Source organism: Micromonospora sp. RB23, from assembly GCF_053585025.1.
The window spans coordinates 837,664-852,425 of the sequence record NZ_CM132111.1 but is presented as its reverse complement, the minus strand read 5'-3'; the positions used below and the strand labels follow the sequence as shown (position 1 = coordinate 852,425).

15 protein-coding genes are annotated in these 14,762 nt (G+C 72.8%); 13 read left to right on the top strand and 2 right to left on the bottom strand.

Going from position 1 to position 14,762, the window contains the following annotated elements:
- Nucleotides 1-6 precede the first annotated feature (6 nt).
- Complete coding sequence (locus tag ACTFTM_RS03920) at nucleotides 7-1,161, top strand: peptidoglycan recognition protein family protein (RefSeq protein WP_449564491.1); 1,155 nt, start codon at nucleotides 7-9, stop codon at nucleotides 1,159-1,161.
- 72 nt (nucleotides 1,162-1,233) lie between these two features.
- On the opposite strand, the gene ACTFTM_RS03915 is transcribed toward ACTFTM_RS03920, so the two are convergent.
- The gene (locus tag ACTFTM_RS03915; protein WP_422738028.1) at nucleotides 1,234-1,488 is read right to left on the bottom strand and encodes a hypothetical protein; all 255 of its coding nucleotides are present in this window, start codon (nucleotides 1,486-1,488) and stop codon (nucleotides 1,234-1,236) included.
- 156 nt (nucleotides 1,489-1,644) lie between these two features.
- Here ACTFTM_RS03915 and ACTFTM_RS03910 point away from each other — a divergent pair, with 156 nt between their 5' ends.
- The 12 genes from ACTFTM_RS03910 (at nucleotide 1,645) to ACTFTM_RS03855 (ending at nucleotide 13,176) form a co-directional block, all read left to right on the top strand.
- The gene (locus tag ACTFTM_RS03910) at nucleotides 1,645-1,863 is read left to right on the top strand and encodes a helix-turn-helix transcriptional regulator (RefSeq protein WP_341870175.1); all 219 of its coding nucleotides are present in this window, start codon (nucleotides 1,645-1,647) and stop codon (nucleotides 1,861-1,863) included.
- Between the two features lie 231 nt (nucleotides 1,864-2,094).
- Nucleotides 2,095-3,246, top strand: a complete 1,152-nt coding sequence (locus ACTFTM_RS03905; RefSeq protein ID WP_449564490.1) for an acyl-CoA dehydrogenase family protein — start codon at nucleotides 2,095-2,097, stop codon at nucleotides 3,244-3,246.
- A complete protein-coding gene (locus ACTFTM_RS03900) occupies nucleotides 3,236-4,468 on the top strand; it encodes an acetyl-CoA C-acetyltransferase (protein ID WP_449564489.1) in 1,233 nt (410 codons plus the stop codon). Before ACTFTM_RS03905 ends, ACTFTM_RS03900 begins: the two co-directional genes overlap by 11 nt.
- Nucleotides 4,465-6,606, top strand: a complete 2,142-nt coding sequence (locus ACTFTM_RS03895; RefSeq protein ID WP_449564488.1) for a 3-hydroxyacyl-CoA dehydrogenase NAD-binding domain-containing protein — start codon at nucleotides 4,465-4,467, stop codon at nucleotides 6,604-6,606. The genes ACTFTM_RS03900 and ACTFTM_RS03895 overlap by 4 nt, the downstream gene beginning before the upstream one ends.
- Nucleotides 6,603-7,718: a CaiB/BaiF CoA transferase family protein gene (locus tag ACTFTM_RS03890; protein ID WP_449564487.1), complete on the top strand. Its 1,116-nt coding sequence runs from the start codon at nucleotides 6,603-6,605 to the stop codon at nucleotides 7,716-7,718. Before ACTFTM_RS03895 ends, ACTFTM_RS03890 begins: the two co-directional genes overlap by 4 nt.
- A 90-nt stretch (nucleotides 7,719-7,808) precedes the next feature.
- On the top strand, nucleotides 7,809-8,255 hold the full coding sequence (locus ACTFTM_RS03885; protein ID WP_449564486.1) for a YbaB/EbfC family nucleoid-associated protein: 447 nt from the start codon (nucleotides 7,809-7,811) through the stop codon (nucleotides 8,253-8,255).
- 3 nt (nucleotides 8,256-8,258) lie between these two features.
- Nucleotides 8,259-8,600: a WXG100 family type VII secretion target gene (locus tag ACTFTM_RS03880; RefSeq protein WP_449564485.1), complete on the top strand. Its 342-nt coding sequence runs from the start codon at nucleotides 8,259-8,261 to the stop codon at nucleotides 8,598-8,600.
- A complete protein-coding gene (locus ACTFTM_RS03875; RefSeq protein ID WP_449566532.1) occupies nucleotides 8,584-9,663 on the top strand; it encodes a WXG100-like domain-containing protein in 1,080 nt (359 codons plus the stop codon). The genes ACTFTM_RS03880 and ACTFTM_RS03875 overlap by 17 nt, the downstream gene beginning before the upstream one ends.
- A 14-nt stretch (nucleotides 9,664-9,677) precedes the next feature.
- Complete coding sequence (locus ACTFTM_RS03870) at nucleotides 9,678-9,956, top strand: hypothetical protein (protein WP_449564484.1); 279 nt, start codon at nucleotides 9,678-9,680, stop codon at nucleotides 9,954-9,956.
- Between the two features lie 185 nt (nucleotides 9,957-10,141).
- Entirely contained in the window at nucleotides 10,142-11,422 is a 1,281-nt protein-coding gene (locus ACTFTM_RS03865) for a DUF2786 domain-containing protein (protein ID WP_449564483.1), read from the top strand.
- 147 nt (nucleotides 11,423-11,569) lie between these two features.
- Entirely contained in the window at nucleotides 11,570-11,926 is a 357-nt protein-coding gene (locus tag ACTFTM_RS03860; RefSeq protein WP_449566531.1) for a YciI family protein, read from the top strand.
- Nucleotides 11,923-13,176 (top strand): RNA polymerase sigma factor, encoded by a 1,254-nt coding sequence (locus tag ACTFTM_RS03855; RefSeq protein WP_449564482.1) that lies wholly within the window; start codon nucleotides 11,923-11,925, stop codon nucleotides 13,174-13,176. Before ACTFTM_RS03860 ends, ACTFTM_RS03855 begins: the two co-directional genes overlap by 4 nt.
- A gap of 19 nt (nucleotides 13,177-13,195) precedes the next feature.
- Here ACTFTM_RS03855 and ACTFTM_RS03850 read toward each other — a convergent pair whose 3' ends face one another.
- Nucleotides 13,196-14,653 (bottom strand): alpha/beta hydrolase, encoded by a 1,458-nt coding sequence (locus ACTFTM_RS03850; RefSeq protein ID WP_449564481.1) that lies wholly within the window; start codon nucleotides 14,651-14,653, stop codon nucleotides 13,196-13,198.
- Between the last annotated feature and the right edge of the window lie 109 nt (nucleotides 14,654-14,762).

Sequence of the window (14,762 nt, the reverse complement as noted above, 5' to 3'; positions counted from 1 at the left end):
ACAATCGTGGTTTCTCGACGTCGAGTCCTCTACGGCGCGGCCGGCGCGGCGGTGGGCCTCTCGGCCGCCGGCACGTTCGCCGGGTCCGCGACAGCGGCGCCGTCCACCTCCATCGAAGTGACGTCGCCGCTGGCCGCCCCGCGCGGTCGCCTGATGAGCAGGACGGTGGTGACCTCGCCGGCCATCCCGCTGACCCACCTGTCCATCCGGCACGGTGGCCCGTCGGCGGCGGTGCGCCTGCGTACCGGCAAGGGTTGGAGCGAGTGGCTCGAACTGAACGCGTGCCAGAACGGCCGGGACGGCGCCACGGCGTCGGCCCGCTCCAACGTCGTGGTCGCCAACGGCGCCACCGCGTACGAGGTCCAGACCTCCGACGGCTCCGACGCCACCGTCGCCGAACTGAACATGGTCGACGGGCCCCGGCGGACGGTCGTCAACCCGCAGACGAACAGCCTGCCCGCTCCACGAGGTGGCCGAAAGCCGACGTACCTGTCCCGGTCACGGTGGGGCGCCGACGAGTCGCTCCGCTTCGCCGAGGACGGCAGCGAACTGTGGCCCGCCGAGTTCTTTCCGGTGCAGACGCTGACCGTCCACCACAGCGGCGTGTACGAGCACAACGAGGACCCGGACCCGGCCGCGACGGTCCGTGCCATCTACTACGACCAGTGCGTCCTTCAGGAGTTCGGCGACATCGGCTACCACCTGCTGATCGACGAGGCGGGACGGATCTACGAGGGCCGCTACTCCGACCCCGGACCCCTCCCGGTGTACGGTCCGGGCCTCGGCAGCGACGGTCGGCCGCTCATGGTCAACGCGGCGCACGTCGGCGGCTACAACGCCGGCAACATCGGCATCTGCCTGCTGGGCCGGTTCACGTCCCAGCAGCCCAGCGCCGCGGCGCACCGGTCACTGGTGTTCGTCCTGGCGGGCCTCGCCGCCGCGGGTCGGCTCGCCCCCGCCGGCCGGACCGACTACGTCAACCCGGTCAGCGGAGCCAGCGGCAAGGTCGACGTCATCTCCGGCCACCGGGACTGGGCGACCATCGGGGCCGATCCGACCGAGTGCCCCGGTGACGCCTTCCACCCCTACCTCGGCAAGCTCCGCCAGGAGGTGGCGGTGCTGCTGAGGCAGTTCCCGACACCGCCGAAGCACCCACGCTAGGCCGCCCGCGCCCCACCGCCTCCATCGACGCCCGGTGGATCCGGTGGGGCGCGCGCTCGTTAAGGGCGTTGATCACCGCAGCCGTCGGCGGCGGACCAGGTGTCGGCCGAGGTGCCGCAGGTTCGACGTCTCGGAGTAGAGCGCCGCGTTGATCGCACCGACCGCGACTCCCGGGGCGCGCTGGACCCGGTCGACGTCCTGCACCACCCGGCCGATCAACGCCAGACGGCACCGCAGGTCGAACAGCTCGCGCCGCGCGCAGTGCAACGCCGTCTCCAGTCCCCCGACCCGCTCCCGCAACCACGCCAACTCCGTCGCCTGATCCATCACGCCCACCTCTCGCAGGACCGCGCCCACCCGGCCCGATCCGCCGAAGGCCGCCTCTGACGACTACTCTCACCCGATCGAGCACCCCTGTCAATATGGGGACCCCCTTTCGGGGAGGGCCGATCGGGGATACGCGAACGTGCCTAGTGTCCAGGTGTGGGCGACAAGGGGCCGGGCGAGCTGATGGGGCCGTATGAGATCGGTCAACGGCTGAACGTGTCCCGGAGCAGGTTTCAGCAGATCGCCATGCGGCCGAGCTTCCCCAAGCCCTACCAGGAACTGCGAGGCATGAAGGTCTGGCTGCGTGCTGACGTGGAGGCCTGGATCGCCGAGCACCGCCCGCCGCGCCCGACCGACGGCGACGAGGCCGAGTAGCGCCCGTCCGGCGTGATCCACTCCAGATCGCCGATCTGGGCGTATCCGATCGCCTGAATACCGCCACCTCGCCGACCTGGAGTGGATCACGCGTCCGGGCTACTTGATCGACTCGGTTTCCTGTAAGGCGGGGTGTCCGCTCGGGCGGACGGCCCGACTTCACGGAAGCGGAGTCGATCAACGCGTCAGGGCTTATTGACATGCTGCCAACAGGGCGCGAGGGTGATGCACATGTCCACGCCCGACGCGCCCTGGCGCGAACCGGAACACGACGACCTCGCCGAGCTGGCCCGCACCTTCTTCACCAAGGAGGTGCTGCCGCACACCGAACGTCTGTCGACACAGGGGCACCCGGACCGCGAGCACTACCGGCGCGCCGGCGAGCTGGGGCTCCTCGGCCTGTCCGTCCCGCAGGAGCACGGGGGCGGGGGCGGCGACTTCACCCACGAGGCCGTGGTGCTGCACGAGCAGGCGTACGCCGGGGAGGGCAGCCTCGGGCTCGCCGTACACAGTGGGATCGTCACCGGCTACCTCGTGGCGTACGGCAGCGAGGAGCAGAAGCGACGGTGGCTGCCCGGCCTGTGCAGCGGTGAGCTGGTGGGCGCGATCGCGATGACCGAGCCGGACGGCGGCTCGGACCTTCAGGCGATGCGGACGCGGGCGGTCCGCGACGGCGACGACTACCTGGTGAGCGGGGCGAAGACGTTCATCACCAACGGCGGTCTGGCCGATCTGGTCATCGTGGCCGTGAAGACCGACCCGGAGCAGCGGGCGGCCGGCATCTCGCTGCTGGTCTGCGAGGTGGGCGGTGACCCCGAGGGGTTCCGGCGCGGCCGGCTGCTGTCCAAGATCGGGTTGCACGCCAACGACACCGCCGAACTGTTCTTCGACGAGTTCCGGGTGCCGGCGGGCAACCTGCTCGGCGGCGTCGAGGGGTTGGGCTTCGTCCAGATGATGCAGCAGCTTCCGCAGGAGCGCCTGGTCATCGGCGTCGGCGCGGTGGCGGCCATGGAACGGGCGGTCGCGCTGACCGTCGCGTACGCGAAGGAGCGCACCGCCTTCGGCAAGCCGCTGATGGGTCACCAGAACACCCGGATGGTGCTGGCGGAGTGCGCTACCCGTACCCGGGTCAGTCGGGTGTTCCTGGACGACTGCGTCGCCCGGCACATCCGTGGCGACCTGGACGTGGCGACGGCGGCGATGGCGAAGTCGTGGCTCACCGACGGGCAGTGCGAGGTCGTCGACAGGTGCCTCCAGGTCTTCGGCGGCTACGGCTACACGACGGAGTACCCGATCGCCCGCATGTACGCCGACGCCCGCGTGCAGAAGATCTACGGCGGCACCAACGAGATCATGAAGGAGCTGATCGCCCGTGCCCTCTGAGGCGTACGTCTATGACGCGGTCCGCACCCCGCGGGGACGCGGCCGGGACACCGGCGCGCTGCACGGGGTCAAACCGATCTCGCTGGTGGTCGGCCTGATCGACGCGTTGCGCGAGCGCAACCCGGGCCTCGACGTCGCCCGGTTGGAGGACCTGCTGCTGGGCATCGTCACGCCGATCGGCGAGCAGGGCGGCGACCTGGCGCGGGCCGCCGCGCTGCTGGCCGGGCTGCCCGACCATGTGGGTGGGGTGCAGCTCAACCGGTTCTGCGCGTCCGGCTTGGAGGCGGTCAATTCCGCCGCCGCACGGGTCCGCTCCGGGTGGGAGCACCTGTTGCTGGCTGGCGGGGTGGAGTCGATGTCCCGGGTGCCGATGGGGTCCGACGGCGCGGCCTGGGCCACCGATCCGCAGACCGCGCTGGCCACGTCGTTCGTGCCGCAGGGCGTGAGCGCCGACCTGATCGCCACGATCGAGGGCTTCACCCGTGACGACGTGGACGGATACGCGCTGCGGTCGCAGGAGCGGGCCGCCAAGGCGTGGGCCGGAGGCCACTTCGCCCGCTCGGTGGTGCCGGTCCGGGACGGCAACGGGCTGGACATCCTCTCCGTCGACGAGCATCTGCGGCCGGACACCACGCGGGAGGCGCTGGCCCGGCTCACCCCGTCGTTCGCCACGATGGGCGAGGCGGCCGGCTTCGACGCTGTCGCGTTGCAGAAGTTCCACTGGTTGGAGGCGATCGAGCACGTCCACCACGCGGGCAACTCGTCCGGCATCGTGGACGGCGCGGCGCTGGTGCTGATCGGCTCCGAGCAGGTCGGCCGGGACCTCGGCCTCAGCCCGCGCGCCCGGATCGTCGGCGCGGCGGTCAGCGGCGCCGACCCCACGCTGATGCTGACCGGCCCGATCCCGGCCACCCGCAAGGCGCTCGCCGCTGCCGGTCTGACCCTCGACGACATCGACCTGTTCGAGATCAACGAGGCGTTCGCGGCGGTGGTCCTCAAGTACGTCCGTGACCTGGGCCTCGACCCGGACCGGGTGAACGTCAACGGTGGCGCGATCGCCCTCGGCCACCCGCTCGGCGCGACCGGAGCGATGCTGCTCGGCACCGCGTTGGACGAGTTGGAACGCCGCGACCTCCGCCGTGCCGTGGTGACCCTGTGCATCGGCGGCGGCATGGGCGTCGCCACCGTGATCGAGCGCTGCCGACCGGGAGGACGACCATGACCGACACCATCCGGTACGACCGCGCCGACGACGGCATCGTCACGCTCACCCTGGACGATCCCGACCAGTCCGCAAACACCATGAACCGGGCGTACGTCACGTCGATGAGCGCGGCGCTCGACCGGTTGGAGGCCGAGCCCGACCTCGTCGGGGTCATCGTGACCAGCGCGAAGTCGACGTTCTTCGCCGGTGGCGACCTGCCCGAGATGATCAAGGCCACCCGCGACGACGCGCCCGCGCTGGCCGACCTGCTCGGCACCATCAAGCGGGACCTGCGACGGTTGGAGACGCTGGGCAAGCCGGTCGTCGCGGCGGTCAACGGCTCGGCGCTCGGCGGCGGTCTGGAGATCGCGCTCGCCTGCCACCACCGGATCGCGCTGGACGCGCCCGGCAGCCGGCTCGGGCTGCCCGAGGTGACTCTGGGCCTGCTGCCCGGGGCCGGCGGGGTCACCCGGACGGTACGGATGCTCGGCCTGGCCACCGCGTTGACGACGGTGCTGCTCACCGGCCGGCGGATGCGCCCGGCCGACGCCCTGGCCGCCGGGATCGTCGACGAGGTGGTCGCGACCGAGGCGGAACTGTTGGAGTCGGCGCGCGCCTGGATCGCCGCAAACCCGCACCCGAAGCAGCCGTGGGACCGGCCGGACTACCGGATGCCGGGTGGCACCCCGGCCAGTCGCTCCCTCGCCGCGCAACTGCCCGCGTTCCCAGCCACGCTGCGCAAGCAGCTCAAGGGGGCGCGGCTGCCCGCGCCGGAGGCGATCCTCGCCACCGCCGTCGAGGGCGCGCAGGTGGACGTGGACACCGCGCTGACCGTGGAGACCCGGCACCTGATCGGCCTGCTGACCGGCCAGGTCGCCAAGAACATGATCGGGGCGTTCTTCTTCGACCTGAGGGCCGTCAACGGTGGCGCGGCCCGACCCTCCGTGGACGTTCCGCCGGTACGACGGGTGGCGGTGCTCGGAGCCGGGATGATGGGCGCGGGCATCGCGTACGCCTGCGCGGACGCCGGGTTGGACGTGGTCGTCCGGGACGTCTCCCCGGAAGCCGCCGGCCGGGCCCGGGAGCACGCCGAACGGCTGCTGGCCCGCCGGGTCCGCAAGGGCCGCGCCACCGAGGCGGACGCCCGCGCGGTGCTGGACCGCATCACGACCACCGACCAGGTGGACGCGCTGGCCGGCTGCGACGCCGTCATCGAGGCGGTCTTCGAGGACCCGGCCCTGAAGAAAAGCGTGTTCGCCGAGGTGCTGCCGGTGCTCGCGCCGGACGCGCTGCTCGCCTCCAACACCTCCACGCTGCCGATCACCGGGCTGGCCGAGGGGGTGGACCGGCCGGCCGACTTCATCGGCATGCACTTCTTCTCACCCGTGGACCGGATGCCGCTGCTGGAGATCGTGGTCGGCGAGCAGACCGGGGACGCGGCGTTGGCGCGGGCGTTCGACCTGGGCCGGCGGATCGGCAAGACCCCGATCGTCGTCAACGACGGCCGCGGCTTCTTCACCAGCCGGGTGATCGGCCGGTTCATCGACGAGGCGGTCGGCATGGTCGCCGAGGGCGTCCCCGCCGCGTCGGTGGAGCAGGCCGCCCTTCAGGCCGGGTATCCGACCGGGCCGCTGGCGCTGGCCGACGAGGTGAGCCTCACCCTCATCCAACGGATCCGCCGCCAGTTCGAGGCCGCCAGCGCGGAGTACCGGCCGCTGCCGGCGCACCGCCTCGTCGACGAACTGGTCGACGCGTACGACCGGCCGGGCCGGGCCGGCGGTCGCGGCTTCTACTCCTACGACGGCGGCGAACGGGGTCGGCTGTGGACCGGCCTGGCCGACCTGACCACCGACGCGGGCCGGGCGGTGCCGTTCACCGACCTCCAGGAGCGGATGCTCTTCGCCGAGGCGCTGGACGCCCTGCGCTGCCTCGACGAGGGGGTGCTGCGTACCGAGACCGACGCCAACATCGGCTCGATCTTCGGCATCGGCTTCCCCGCCTGGACCGGGGGCGTGATCCGCTACCTCCGGCAGTACGCGGGCGGGCCGGCCGGCTTCGCGGCGCGGGCCACCGAGTTGGCCGACCGGTACGGCGACCGGTTCACACCCCCCGGCGACCTGGTCGACCGGCTCGCCGCGCCGGTCGGCGTCGCGTGAGCGCGGCGGGCGGGCCGCTGACCGGCGTACGGGTGGTCGAGCTGGCCAGTCTCGCTCCGGCGCCGTTCGGCTGCATGGTGCTCGCCGACCTCGGAGCGGACGTGGTGCGCGTCGACCGACCGGGTGGCCCGGGTGCCGGTCGGCTGGCCGCGCCGAGCGGAGGGCCGTTGCAGCGCGGCCGTCGGGTCATCGCGCTGGACCTCAAGTCCCCGGCCGGTGTGGCGGACCTACTGCGCCTCGTCGAGCGGGCGGACGTGCTGGTCGAGGCGTACCGGCCGGGGGTCGCCGAGCGGCTCGGCTTCGGCCCGGACGTCTGCCGGGACCGCAACCCCCGTCTGGTGTACGCGCGGATGACCGGCTGGGGTCAGGACGGTCCGCTGGCCGACCGGGCCGGCCACGACATCGACTACATCGCGGTCGCCGGGGCGCTGGAACCGCTGGGCCGCGCCGGTGAGCGGCCACACGCGCCGTTGAACCTGATCGGTGACTTCGCCGGTGGCGGCATGCTGCTGGCCGTGGGCGTGCTGGCCGCGCTGCTCGAACGGGAACGCTCGGGCCTCGGTCAGGTCGTCGACGCGGCCATGGTGGACGGTTCCGCGCTGCTCACCTCGTTCCTGCACGGGCTGCTCGGCACCGGGCTGTGGGCGGCCCCGCGTGGCCGGAACCTGCTCGACGGCGGAGCCCCCTTCTACGACACGTACGCCACCGCCGACGGTGGCTTCATGGCCGTCGGCGCGCTGGAGCCGGCCTTCTACGGCGAACTGCTGGCGGGTCTCGACCTCGCCGGGGAGGACCTGCCGCAGCAGTACGACCCGAGCGGCTGGGACGAGCTGCGGCGACGGTTCACCGAACGGTTCGCCGAGCGGACCCGGGACGAGTGGACGGCGGTCTTCGCCGACCGGGATGCCTGCGTCGCCCCGGTGCTCACCCCCGCTGAGGCGCACCGGCATCCGCACAACGCGGCCCGGGGCACGTTCGTCGAGGTGGACGGGGAGGTGCAACCGGCGCCCGCGCCGCGCTTCGACCGTACGCCTGCCGGCCCGCCGGTTCCGGCGCCCGATCCGGAGCGGGACGTCGTACCGGTCGAGGAGATCCTGACCTCCTGGCGGTAGATCCACAGCGGACCGGCGGGGCAGTCGTACGGGTGTCGCGTTGGTACGGTCGTGCACCGACGGTGGATCACGGACCGGAGGGTGACGAGCATGGCGAGTGGTATCGATCCGTCCGGCCTGAGCCGGTCACTCGAGGACGCGATGCGCCTGCTCGGTCAGGCCTCGGGCGCGGTGGCGGCGCAGTCCGGCGATGTCGACGGGTCCGTGCCCTCGGCGGAGCAGATGATCGGCCGGGGCACCGGCGGGGACGGTCTCGTCGAGGCGGAGGTCGCCGCCTTCGGCGCCCTGCGGAGTCTGGTGATCGACCCGAGCCTCTCCCGTGCCGGCACGACGGTGATCGCCGAGTACGTGTTGGAGGCGGTGCAGGCGGCGCAGGCCGACGAGCGTGCACGCCGGGCCGACGTGACGGCCGGGGCGCAGGTCGACGGCACCGCCCTGACCCAGCAGCTCGAACGCGTCTCCCAGGAGGCGTTCCGTGGCTTCCAGCAGATGATCGGCGACCTGGACGCGGCCACCCGCCGGATGGATCGTCGCTGAGCCATGTCCGACGGGATCGAAGTCGACGTCGACGCCCTGCACGCCGCGGCGGCGTCGCTCGCGGCGACCGGTCAGCAACTCGGCGAGGCGGTCAGCGGCCTCGAATCGACGGTGAACGGGTCGGGTAACCCCTGGGGCGCCGACGAGGCGGGCTCGCTCTTCGGCGCCGTGTACGTCGAGGTCCTGACGCACGCGCTGGACGTCTACCGGTCGATGGCCGACCAGCTGACCGAGGCCGCGGAGAACCTGGACCTCAGCGCCGACGCGCACGAGGCGACCGACATCGCCAACGCGGAACTCTTCACGAGGATGGAGCTGCCCGGTGGGTATGCAGCTTCCTCCTGAGCTGGCCGAGGCGCTGGGCTGGGTCGGCTTCACCTGGCCCACCGCCGACGAGGAGTTGCTGTTCGAGGCATCCCAGCTCTGGTTCGCGTTCGCCGGCCGGCTGCGGACGGCGGTCGGCGAGGCACAGGCGGGCGCGGCGCAGGTCGGGACGACCAACAGCGGCGACGACATCCGCGCGTTCGAGCAGGCGTGGCAGGCCGAGGAGGGTGCGCCGCGCCGCATGGAGGACGGTGCCCAGGCGGCCGAACTGATCGGCATGGCGCTGCTGGTCATGGCCATCATCACGCTGACGCAGAAGATCCTCGTGATCGTCCAGTTGACGATCCTGGTGATCCAGGTGGCGATCGCGTTGGCGGCGGCGGCGCCCAGCTTCGGCGCCTCGCTGGCCCAGATCCCCGTCTCGATCGGCGTGGCCCGGATGGCGATCCAGCGGATCATCAAAGAGGTCATCGAGAAGGTCGTCAAGGAGATCATCCCGCAGTTGTTGAAGCGCGCGAAGACGCTGCTGCGCCGCTTCACCCGCAAGGGCGCGAAGCGGGGCGGTCCGGGGCGGCGGGGCGTGCCCGGCCCGCACACGACCGAGCGCTATCCCAACACCAAGCCGATGCTCGACAAGTACCGCAACGAGCACCTGCCCGGCGGGCACTTCCCGACGGCCGTACGCCGGCTCAGCCCCGAGGAACTCGAACAGCACCGGGTGTTCTTCGACAGCAACGGTGTGCTGCGCAGCGCGCGCAACGGGGAGCCGTTCGACACGTCGAGTGCCCAGACCGTGTTCAGCGGCAACGGCCAGGCGATCTTCGTGATGGACCGCAACGGCAATCTCTACGCGTCCAACTACCAGAAGGTCGGCGACTTCCACCACTCCACACTGGGCAACGGCAATCCGGTCGCCGCGGCCGGCGAGCTGGTCGTGAAGGACGGTAGGGTCCAGTACGCGACGGCGCGCAGCGGTCACTACCAGCCCGACGTGGGCCACATGGCCAATCTCGACGCCGAGTTCAAGCGCAACGGCGTGGGCGGGGTTCCGATCCTGGGCTGGGACGGCAGCCGGATCTTCTAGGGGAGTCATCGAGCATGGGTACGGACAGTTGGAAGGGCCACGTCAACGGGATCCTGTACGGGGTCCAGTTCGACAGGGCGCTCGACGACGCGGTGGTGACCCGGGTCGCCGACGGGGTGACCGCCGGCCTCTACCCGGGCGACCGGGCCGAGACGCGGGACGCGCTCGACCAGGCGCTGCGCTACGCAGGCCCGCTCAACGACCAGGCCGAGACACACCACAGCGAGGACGACATCCGCGCGTTCTTCCGCCGCCTCGCGACGGCGCTGGCCTCCACCCCCTCCCCGAACTGATTCCACCCCCCTTCCAGAGTTGATCAAGAGGTTGGCGTCAGATAACGGCCGCGCCGTGACGCGAACCTCTTGATCACCGCCATACCGGTGGGCCCGACCTTCCTGTTTTGGGTGTCTCTGGTCCGGGGCGGCATGATCATGGTGGAGGCGGGCCGTCGTGGGCCGCCCGAGCCTGGGAGGTGCCGATGCCGGACGCGGAGGACCTCGTCGCCGACGCGCTGGCCGCAGTGCGCGGCACCGACGTACGGCAGGCCGAACGGCAACTCGACCGGCTGATGGTCGGCACCGGCACGGCGGACGGCGCGACGGCGGTCGACGCCGCCCTGGTGCGGCGGCTGGTCCGTGGCCTCGGGCGACTCTGGCCGCGCGGTTGGCAGCCGGTCGACGTACACCGGATCGCCCTGCGGCGGCTCGACGCCGGCGCGGCCCGGCTGGTCCGCGACGCGCTGACCGCGCAGCGACACGAGCAGGCCGAGCCGGTCCCCGCCTGGTGGGACGACCAACTCCGCGCGCTGGCCGCCCCGGGCCGGGATGGCGGCCGGGGCGCAAGCGCCGGCCGGGGCCGGGACGCCGGCCGGAACCTGTTGGCCGGCTGGGCCGCCGCGGAGGGGCTGGACCGGGTCGACGCGCTGCGCGCGGCCGTCGACGTCCTCGCTCTGGTGGAGAGCCTGCCGCCGATCGCGGTCCTGCGCCCGCCGCCGGGCTCGACCGGGGCGGCGCTCCCCCGCGCGGCCGGTACGGCCCGCAGCGGGTCGCCCATGCTGGACCGGGTACGCGCGCTGCTGGCGAAGGCGGAGTCGACCACGTTCCCGGCCGAGGCGGAGGCGTTGACCGCCAAGGCGCAGGAGCTGATCGCCCGGCACAGCATCGACGAGGCGCTGCTGGCCGGCGGTACGGAGCGTGGCGACCAGCCGAGCGGGGTGCGCCTCGGTGTCGAGACCCCGTACGCGGGGGCGAAGGCGCTGCTGGTGCAGGAGGTGGCGGCGGCGAACCGGTGCGAGGCGGTCTGGTCCGACGACCTCGGTTTCACCACCGTCCTCGGGTGGCCGGCGGATCTCGTGGCGGTGGAGCTGCTCTACACGTCGCTGCTGGTGCAGGCGACGGCCGCGATGCTGCGCGGGCGTGCCGAGCGCCGGCCGGGTTCGGGCCGCCGGACGAAGGTGTGGGACGAGTCCTTCCTCAACGCGTTCGCGCTGCGGATCGGTGAGCGTCTGCGCGCGGCCACCGACGCGGCGACCGAGGCGGCCGGCCAGACGGCCGCCGGGGCGGATCGGCTGCTGCCGGTGCTCGCCCAGCGGGGCGAGGCCGTCCAGGAGCGGCTGGAGACGCTGTTCCCCGGCGTCACCCGGCACCGGCTGAACGTGCGCGACGCCGAGGGCTGGTCGTCGGGCACCTCGGCGGCGGACCGGGCGTCCCTGGACGTCGGCGGCGGCTCCAAGCCCCGACAGGTGCCGGGCCGACCCTGATCCGCCCGGCGTGGGAACGCCACTGTCAGAAGTTTCTGCGATTTTCTTCGGTACGCGGTAGGGAACGGGGTGACGGCTCCGACCCTCCGGTGAGCCGCGCCCCAGCCGGGGCGCGACCAGGAACCGAGGAGCATCCCCGTGAAGTACATGTTGCTGATCTGGAACCGGCCCGGCTTCACCGAGGAGCTGACCGAGCGGGACCGTACCGCCCTGTTCGGCGAGGTCGACGAGATCATGAAGGAGCTGACCGAGACCGGCGAGCTGATCGGCGGCCAGGCGCTGGCCGACCCGTCGCAGACGCAGACGGTCCGACTCGCCGGCGGTCACCCCGAGATCGTCGACGGGCCGTTCATGGAGAGCAAGGAGCAGTTCGCCGGCTACCTGGCCGTGGACTGCGACAGCCCGCAGCGGGCCGCCGAGATCGCCGCCCGCTGGCCGGACGTGCGCTACGGCGGTGCGATGGAGGTCCGCCCGATCATGGACGAGGCCGGGACGGAGATGTGACCGACGACCGGACGGTCGAGGGCCTGCTGCGCACACTCGCGCCGCAGGTCCTCGGCCTGCTGGTCCGCCGGCACGGCCAGTTCGACAGGTGCGAGGACGCGGTCCAGGAGGCGCTGCTCGCCGCCGCGACGCAGTGGCCCGGCCAGGGTGTGCCGGACAACCCGCGCGCCTGGCTGCTCACCGTGGCGACCCGCCGGCTCACCGACGAGTGGCGCAGCGAGAGCGCCCGCCGTCAGCGCGAGGTCGCGGTGGCACTGCGCGAGCCCGCGTACGCCCAGGTGGCGCCTCCGGCGGACGCCGAGCCGGCGGTGCCGGACGCGGACGACACCCTGACCCTGCTGTTCCTCTGCTGTCATCCGGCGCTGAACGGATCGGCGCAGGTGGCGCTGACGCTGCGCGCGGTGGGCGGCCTCAGCACCGCCCAGATCGCCCGGGCGCACCTGGTGCCGGAGGCGACCATGAGCCAGCGCATCCGGCGGGCCAAGCAGCGGATCGAGGCGGCCGGCGCGCGGTTCGCCATGCCCGGACCGGCCGAGCGGGAGGAGCGGCTGCGGACTGTTCTACGGGTGCTCTATCTGATCTTCAACGAGGGGTACACCGCGTCGAGCGGACCGGACCTGCGCCGGGCCGAGCTGACCACCGAGGCGATCCGACTGGGCCGCGTCCTGCACGGGCTGCTGCCCGACGACGGCGAGGTGACCGGGCTGCTGGCGTTGATGCTGCTCACCGACGCGCACCGGGCAGCCCGGGTGGGTCCGGACGGGGAGCTGGTGCCGCTGGCGGAGCAGGACCGTTCCCGCTGGGACGCCGCCGCCATCGCGGAGGGGATCGCGCTGATCACCGAGGCGTTGACCTGGTCGCCGCCCGGCCCGTACCAGCTTCAGGCCGCCATCGCCGCCGTGCACGCGGAGGCGTCGACGGCGGCGGACACGGACTGGCGGCAGATCGTCGCGCTCTACCGGCTGCTGGGCCGGATCGCGCCGAATCCGCTTGTCACGCTCAACCAGGCGGTCGCGGTGGCCATGGTGGACGGCCCCCGGGCCGGGCTCGCCCTGCTCACCCCGTTGGACGCCGACGAGCGCACCGCCGGGCACCACCGGCTCGCCGCGGTGCGGGCGCACCTGTTGGAGCTGGCCGGCGAGCCGGCGGCGGCGCGGGAGGCGTACCTGGCGGCGGCGCGTGGCACGACGAGCCTGCCCGAGCAGCGGTACCTGGAGCTACGCGCCGCCCGACTGGCGGCGCGGCGGTGAGCGCCGCGCCGCCCGCCCGTCAGACGTCGACCGCCGGGCAGCTCGTGCCCCGCGCCGGCACGACCTGGTCGATCAGGTAGGAGTCGACGGCCCGACCCACGCACGGACTGGTGGTGTAGCTGCCGTGCCCCCAGCCCTGATAGGTGAGCAGCACCCCGTGCCGGCCCAACTGCCGGGCCACCGCGCGGGCCCACACGTAGCCGCTCGCCGGGTCGTGCACGGTGGCGGCGATCAGCAGCGGCACGTCGGTGCGTACCCGCAGCCGGTGCTGGGGGTTGGCGACCGTGGGCGTGCCCAGGCAGGTGACCAGGGCGAACAGCGCCGGCGGGTAGCGCAGGTCGGGCGCGAGCCGTTGGCTGCGGCGCAGGTGCGCGTCGTACTCGGAGTAGTCGCGGACCGGCAGGTACCAGTCCTGGCAGAACACCGCGAAGGGGTACGGGACCACAGCGTCGTCCGCCAGCCTGGTGACGCCCGGCGTCGCGGTGCCCTCCAGCGTGCCGATCCACTCCGCGAGCCCCGGCCACCGGTCGGTCTCGTAGAGCTTCTTGTGAGCGAGGCGGCTCAGCTCGAAGGGAGCGAGCGGGGCACCGGAAGGGTCGGTAAGCGTTCCGCGCGCCGCCCGGGCGTGCAGCCCGGCCCAGATCGCCCGGACGTCCCGACCGTGCAGCACGCAGTCGGCGGACCGGGCACACCAGTCGAGGAACTCGTCGAACGCGTCCTCGGCGGTGACGGCCTGGGTGTCGAGGAAGGCGCGGGTGTCGAGGCTGTGGTCCATCGCGGCCTCCAGGACCATGGCCCGCACCCGAGAGGGGAACAGCTCGGCGTACCGCTCGCCGAGCAGGGTGCCGTACGAGCTGCCGTGGAAGGTGAGCTGCCGTTCGCCGAGCGCGGCGCGGACCGCGTCCAGGTCACGGGCGGCGCTTGTCGTGTCCACGTGGTCGTAGAGCGCACCCGTACGGGCCCGGCAGTCGGCGCGCAGCAGCGCGTTGGTGGCCAGGGTGGCGTCGAACTGTGCCTGGTCGGCGATCACCTGCGGTTGCCGGCCGAGCAGGGTCCGGGAGCAGCGCACCGGGTGGCTGCCGCCGGTGCCGCGCGGGTCGAAGCTGACGATGTCGAACCGGCGGCGCAGGTCGGCGCTGAACCGGGAGCTGCCGTTCACCACCCGATCGACCCCGCTGTCGCCCGGCCCCCCGGGGCCGAAGAACAGCGTGCCCTGCCGGGCTGTCGAATCGGTGGCGACGCGGCGGGCCAGCGCCAACTCGAAACGCTCCCCCCGTGGTCGGTTCCAGTCGACCGGCAGCGACAGGGTGCCGCACTCCGGCGGGGCCTCCCCGACGGGCGGGGCCGGGGCGTCCTCGGCGCAGGAATGCCAGTCGATGACGGGCCGGGCGGCGGCCGGGCTCGCCGGCGTCAGGCCGGTGGCCGTGAGGGCCAGGGCGACCGCCCAGCCGATTCCGGATTTGCGTACGCGCAGCATGGAGTGCTGTCCTCTCCCCGAAGGAGCGTTACCGGTGAAACTCGCCCAGCGGGCGAGGTGATGCTGCTTCCACCCGGGCCGTCGAGTGGCCGCTCGACGGCCCGGGACC

Bases quoted from the DNA above. Each gene is read 5' to 3' on its own strand.
- ACTFTM_RS03870 (WP_449564484.1), top strand. From the start codon at position 9,678: ATGGGTACGGACAGTTGGAAGGGCCACGTCAACGGGATCCTGTACGGG.
- ACTFTM_RS03875 (WP_449566532.1), top strand. From the start codon at position 8,584: ATGCAGCTTCCTCCTGAGCTGGCCGAGGCGCTGGGCTGGGTCGGCTTC.
- ACTFTM_RS03850 (WP_449564481.1), bottom strand. From the start codon at position 14,653: ATGCTGCGCGTACGCAAATCCGGAATCGGCTGGGCGGTCGCCCTGGCC.
- ACTFTM_RS03905 (WP_449564490.1), top strand. From the start codon at position 2,095: ATGTCCACGCCCGACGCGCCCTGGCGCGAACCGGAACACGACGACCTC.
- ACTFTM_RS03860 (WP_449566531.1), top strand. From the start codon at position 11,570: ATGTTGCTGATCTGGAACCGGCCCGGCTTCACCGAGGAGCTGACCGAG.
- ACTFTM_RS03895 (WP_449564488.1), top strand. From the start codon at position 4,465: ATGACCGACACCATCCGGTACGACCGCGCCGACGACGGCATCGTCACG.
- ACTFTM_RS03865 (WP_449564483.1), top strand. From the start codon at position 10,142: ATGCCGGACGCGGAGGACCTCGTCGCCGACGCGCTGGCCGCAGTGCGC.
- ACTFTM_RS03885 (WP_449564486.1), top strand. From the start codon at position 7,809: ATGGCGAGTGGTATCGATCCGTCCGGCCTGAGCCGGTCACTCGAGGAC.
- ACTFTM_RS03915 (WP_422738028.1), bottom strand. From the start codon at position 1,488: ATGGATCAGGCGACGGAGTTGGCGTGGTTGCGGGAGCGGGTCGGGGGA.
- ACTFTM_RS03880 (WP_449564485.1), top strand. From the start codon at position 8,259: ATGTCCGACGGGATCGAAGTCGACGTCGACGCCCTGCACGCCGCGGCG.